This window comes from Armatimonas sp. (assembly GCF_043760365.1).
GTDB lineage: Bacteria > Armatimonadota > Armatimonadia > Armatimonadales > Armatimonadaceae > Armatimonas.
Genome location: NZ_JAYUPA010000367.1, coordinates 1 through 5,098 on the forward strand (window position 1 = coordinate 1; position 5,098 = coordinate 5,098).

General features: G+C 57.8%; 6 protein-coding genes and 1 tRNA gene. 3 read left to right on the plus strand and 4 right to left on the minus strand.

Annotated features, from left to right (window positions below; all coding sequences use genetic code 11):
* On the minus strand, positions 1-110 hold a 110-nt coding region (locus ACH2EH_RS08815; protein ID WP_395140866.1), incomplete at its 3' end, for a flagellar basal body protein.
* Positions 111-135: 25 nt separating this feature from the next.
* On the minus strand, positions 136-861 hold the full coding sequence (locus ACH2EH_RS08820) for a flagellar hook-basal body protein (RefSeq protein WP_395140857.1): 726 nt from the start codon (positions 859-861) through the stop codon (positions 136-138).
* Between the two features lie 116 nt (positions 862-977).
* Here ACH2EH_RS08820 and ACH2EH_RS08825 point away from each other — a divergent pair, with 116 nt between their 5' ends.
* Positions 978-1,757 carry a M55 family metallopeptidase gene (locus ACH2EH_RS08825; protein WP_395140859.1) on the plus strand — a complete coding sequence of 260 codons (780 nt, stop codon included), beginning with the start codon at positions 978-980 and terminating at the stop codon, positions 1,755-1,757.
* A gap of 8 nt (positions 1,758-1,765) precedes the next feature.
* Here the strand turns inward: ACH2EH_RS08825 and ACH2EH_RS08830 are convergent, their stop codons facing one another.
* The gene (locus tag ACH2EH_RS08830) at positions 1,766-2,305 is read right to left on the minus strand and encodes a tRNA (cytidine(34)-2'-O)-methyltransferase (protein ID WP_395140861.1); all 540 of its coding nucleotides are present in this window, start codon (positions 2,303-2,305) and stop codon (positions 1,766-1,768) included.
* A 72-nt stretch (positions 2,306-2,377) separates the two neighbouring features.
* On the opposite strand from ACH2EH_RS08830, the gene ACH2EH_RS08835 reads away from it, so the two are divergent.
* Positions 2,378-3,472, plus strand: a complete 1,095-nt coding sequence (locus ACH2EH_RS08835) for a Gfo/Idh/MocA family protein (RefSeq protein WP_395140862.1) — start codon at positions 2,378-2,380, stop codon at positions 3,470-3,472.
* 137 nt (positions 3,473-3,609) lie between these two features.
* Here ACH2EH_RS08835 and corA read toward each other — a convergent pair whose 3' ends face one another.
* The gene (gene corA, locus ACH2EH_RS08840; RefSeq protein ID WP_395140864.1) at positions 3,610-4,665 is read right to left on the minus strand and encodes a magnesium/cobalt transporter CorA; all 1,056 of its coding nucleotides are present in this window, start codon (positions 4,663-4,665) and stop codon (positions 3,610-3,612) included.
* A 359-nt stretch (positions 4,666-5,024) separates the two neighbouring features.
* Between corA and ACH2EH_RS08845 the strand changes: the two genes are divergently transcribed.
* Positions 5,025-5,096, plus strand: a tRNA-Asn gene (locus ACH2EH_RS08845).
* The last annotated feature ends 2 nt before the right edge of the window (positions 5,097-5,098 follow it).

Consider the following 5,098-nt stretch of genomic DNA (forward strand, 5'->3'; position numbering starts at 1 on the left):
CCGCGTTTGAAGCCGTTGGTATTGACATTGGAGAGGTTGTTGGCAATCACATCCATGTTGAGCTGCTGCGCGTTCATGCCGGAAGCCGCGGTGTAGAGAGAGCGAATCATAAGTTTTTCCTTAGGTCTAAGTCAATTAGCGTAGTAAAGTGAAGAGACTTTCCAGGGTTGAATCCTGGGCTTGAATGGATTTTTGGCCCGCCTCGTAGGCGCGGACACCGGTGATCATGTTCACCATCTCGCGGATGGGATCCACATTGGAGCGCTCTAGGCTACCAGAGAGAACCGTGAGGCTCCCCGGGGCGGCACTTGTGACATTTTGGGCGATACTCATGCCATTGCCTGCGGGAGCGACCGGACCCTGCGCCTGCACCAGACGCATGCGTCCCAGAAGCTGCTCCTTACTGTTGCGAATACTGCCCGTTTCGTCTATCTTCCAGTCCGAGCTTCCCACGGGGATCGGGGCGCCGCTCACACCGAGAATCGGCTCTCCTGTGGGCAGGGCGACCTCGCCGCGGCTATTGAGAGTCAGGGAGGCACTGCGAACGAGGCGTGGGCCACCCGCCGACTGCACCATCAGGTAGCCTGGGCCTGAAAGCGCCACATCGTGTGGGTTGCCCGTGGGTTGGATAGCGCCTGGCGTGGTGTCTCGCACGGACATGGGGTCGGTTGCGAGAGGAGTTGTGAAGGGGGAGACTTTGGCAGCACGCTTCTCGTCCGGCAAGGCAAAGCGACTGCTGAGCGCGAGTACCTCGCGCTGAAAACCGGTGGAGTTGACATTGGCAAGGTTATTGGCAGTGATATCCTGGTGGGCTTGCCGTGCCATCATTCCCATTGCACTCTCGTATAGTCCTCGTAGCATAAGCCGAATCAATCTCCTCTTCCTCTCCTGGTTTCGACTGGATTCTCTGGTGACTAAAGAGTTTTTTTAATGGCGTTCAGGGGTAGACTTCTGAGAAAAGTAGGGAGTGAGCGAAGATGCGTGTTTTGATCATGTCGGATATGGAAGGGGTGAGTGGGATTGTCACCTGGAAGCAGGTCGAGGGCGGCTCTCCGATGTTTGAGGAAGGAAGGCGGCTCTACACGGAGGAGATCAATGCTGCCGTCCGTGGTGCGGTGGCGGCGGGCGCAACGGAGATCGTGGCGGTGGACTGCCACGGTGCGGGCGGCGACTGGACCTTTAACTCGTACGTCCCCGAGCTGCTGCATCCCGCCTGCGAGTGGGTGGCGCACCACACCTGGAGCCGCTACACCGAGCTTTTGGAGCAAGGCTGCGATGCGTGTCTGTGCGTCGGGATGCACGCCCGCGCCGGAACTCCCGATGGCGTGATGTGCCACACGATCTCGACCGTCACCTGGCGTAATCTCTGGTTCAACGACGACTTCGGCTGCCCGGTCGCGCTGGTTACGGGCGATGAAGCCACCTGCCGTGAGGGTCGCGAGATTCTCGGCGATGACCCGGTCTATGTCGCCGTGAAGCGTGGGCTCTCGCGCTACTCCGCCCGTCAGATTCCGCCGGTGCGCGCCCGGCAAATGATTGAGGACGGTGCCCGCGAGGCGCTCTCTCGGGTGAAGAAAGGCCACGTCTACACCGTGGGCTCCCCCACCACGATCACGGTCGAGGTCGAGACCGTAGACAAAGTCGGGCAGTTTCGGAATAAACACGGCGTTGAGGTCATTGAGAAGCTCAAGGTGCAGAGCAAGGCCGACAACTGGATGGCGGCGTGGGATCAGATCTGGCCGCAAGCGGAAAAATAACCCACCCCCTAGCCCCCGCCGGGCGGGGGGATAAATTGGTTTGGGTTGCCGTTGAAGAACGTAAACGAGCGTTCCCGAGGCGTGGTTCCCAGAGGCGTGGCGGCGGCAAAACCAAGCTGACGCCACGCCTCATAAACCGTGATGGCGACGGCGTTGGAGAGATTGAGGCTCCGGCTTCCCGGCATCATGGGAAGCGTCAGTACGGTTACCTCACTAAGAATATCCTCCGGGAGGCCGCGTGACTCCGAGCCAAAGAGAAGCGCATCGCCGGGCTGGAACTCGGTTTCGTAGGGCGTAGCATCACCGCCGGTCTCGATGGCAAAGAGGCGGTTCCCGGTGAGGGCAACCTTGCAGGCGTTCCAGCTTGCGTGGCGCTGGACCTCGGCGAACTCTTCATAATCTAAATGCGCCCGGCGCAGGCGCTTGTCGTCCCAGGCAAAGCCCAGCGGCTCGATCAGATGCAGCGCCGCACCCGCGTTGGCGCAGAGCCGGACGATATTGCCGGTGTTCTGGGGCATGTCGGGCTCATGGAGAATAACAGAAATCATTGAGGAATTTTACGGCCCCGGCAGGATTATGGCACGGGTCTGGCGTAAGGTTTTACCCGGAAGGTTTTTTCAATGGATACAGAAATCACAACAATCTCCGAGGGTACTGCTGTTGAGGCCAAGCCCCTCCGTGTCGGCTTTATTGGCTGTGGTGGGATCGCGCAGACCCACATCGGCTACATGACTAAGATTCCCGGTGTCTCGATCGTCGCAGGTGCGGATATTCGCCAGGTGGCCCTTGACGTGATGCACAACAAGCATGGTGTCGCTACCGACCACTGCTTCACGGATTTCAATGAGATGCTCAAGACCGTGGGGGGCGACATTGACGCCATCTCGGTGTGTACGCCCAACGGTGTGCATGCCAAGGCAGCGATTGCGGCGGCCAACGCGGGCAAAGATATTCTCTGTGAGAAGCCGATTGCGATGAACCCCACCGAGGCGCAGGCAATCGCCGATGCGGTTCATGCCAATGGCGTGAAGTTCGTCATGGGCTTCCAGCACCGCTACGAGCCCCGCTCTAAGTACGTCCGCGATCTGATCGAGAGCGGCGCATTCGGGAAAATTATGTATGTGCGCGCCCAGGCCCTGCGTCGCCGTGGCATCCCTAACTGGGGCGTCTTTGGCCGTAAAGAGCTACAAGGCGGTGGCCCGATGATTGATATTGGCGTGCATATTTTGGACACCGCACACAGCCTCATCGGCAACCCCACCCCGGTCACCGCGACCGGTAACACCTGGACCTGGATGGGAAACAAGCCTAGCGAAGTGAAGAGCCAGTGGCCCAACTGGGACCATGAGACCTACACAGTCGAGGATCTGGCCGCTGGGATGATCCGCTTCGACAACGGCACGATTCTCACGCTGGAGTCGAGCTTCTGCAACCATATCAAGGAGGATGTCTTCGACATTCAGATCATGGGCGAGAAGGGCGGCGTCATCTGGAGCACGTCGGAGACCTACACGGACTGGGAGGGCTACATGATCAACGCCACCCCCGCGTACTACCCCAAGTGGGACATGTGGCAGTACAAGATCCAGCACTTCATCGAGGTTGTGCGCGACGGTCGCCCCAACGAGTGCCCCGTCGAGCACGGCGTCATGGTGCAGAAGATGCTCAGCGGCATTTACGCCTCCGCCGAGCAGGGTAAAGAAGTGGCGATCTAAGCCCTCACCCCCGGCCACCTCTCCCAATAACAAACCCGCTACCTGGGTGGGAGAGGGGCATTTTTGTCACGGTAGGATTGCCGCGTGAGTCTAATATCTCGCGTGCCTTAATGGTCTCTATGTACCTGTGAGGGGTCTTAAAACCATTTGATCTTCTTGAAGTAGAGCACCAAGGTCGTTGCCATAGCGGCCATAAGCCCCAACGCCATAAAATAGCCGTTTTGCCAGTTCAGCTCTGGCATGTTCTTGAAGTTCATCCCGTAGATTCCCGCGATGAGAGCCGCACTCATCAGGATCGTGGAGATTCCGGTGAGAGTCTTCATTACCTGGTTGAGCCGGTTGCTCGTCTGCGACATCAGCACATCCATAACCCCGCCCATGATGTCGCGGTGCAAGTCCACCTGCTCGACAAGGCGCAGGGTATGGTCGTAGACATCCTGGTAGAAGACGCGTGTTTCGGGGGAGATAAGGATCGGATTGTCGATGCGTAGGAGCTGATTGATGACATCCCGAAGCGGTGAGACCGCTTGGCGCAAGAGCAGCAGGCGCTTCTTGAGCAGAACGGCGGGCTTGAAGTCGGGGATGTCGTTTGATTCATAGATTACCATCTCCACCCGGTCTATCTCCGTGTCCAGCTCATCCATCGCGGGGAAGTACTCGTCCACCAGGGCATCCAGCAGTAGGTAGAGCAGAAAGCCCGGCTCGCTTCGGAGGTGCTCCGGGTTCTGTTGCAAGCGTCGGCGCGTCTCGTCAATCGGGCCATTGACCTCGTTGTGAATGGTCACCAGGTAGTTAGGGCCAAGGAAGATGTCTATCTCGTGGGTGACTGCCTCCAGATCATCGGTGGGCTTTGTGGCCCCCGACCAAGCGTGGACAGAGAGGAAGAGATACCCCTCGTAGCTGTCCACCTTGGGCCGCTGGTTCTGTTTTCGGGCGTCCTCCAGCGCGAGGTGGTGGAAGTCGAACTCCTCCTCCAGCGCCTTCCAGTCGTCTTCAGTAGGCGAGCTGACATCCACCCAGAGAGTCGGGCGGCTGGCTTTGGTAGCCTTTGGAGAGCTGGCTTTACTGTGGCGACCAGGCGTGTTTTGTGCGGTCTCTGGGGTATTGCCAGCAGACAGGAGGAACTCGCTGATACGCTCGGGGGCGATGTCCCCCTGGGTTATCTTGCCATCGCAGAGGTCAATGCTAATCATCGTGCCCTATTATACGGTCAACTGCTGACAGGGCCTTCTCGACTCCCAGGCTAATCGCATATACTTGAAGTCCCTCAGCAACAATACAAAACATCTATCAATTACTGAGAGGATTGGTCTCCCGAGGAGTGAGAGTCATCCATAGGGGCCTCTACTGAAATCACGAAATACTATCAATAAATATGCACAAATCACAGGTTGGATGTGCCGCAAAAGTTTATGCGATTAGCCTGTCTCGACTCCCGATTTTTCGGGTTTGGGCTGGCTCTCTAGTCACAATTTCCGATCATTGTCTTGCACCCAAATTTTGCGGTAGTCTTGCATCGTAAAGTAAGGTGTGATATAACCCTGAACGCCGTTCCCTTGTAGCTCAGCGGTAGAGCATTCGGCTGTTAACCGAAGGGTCACTGGTTCGAATCCAGTCGGGGGAGCT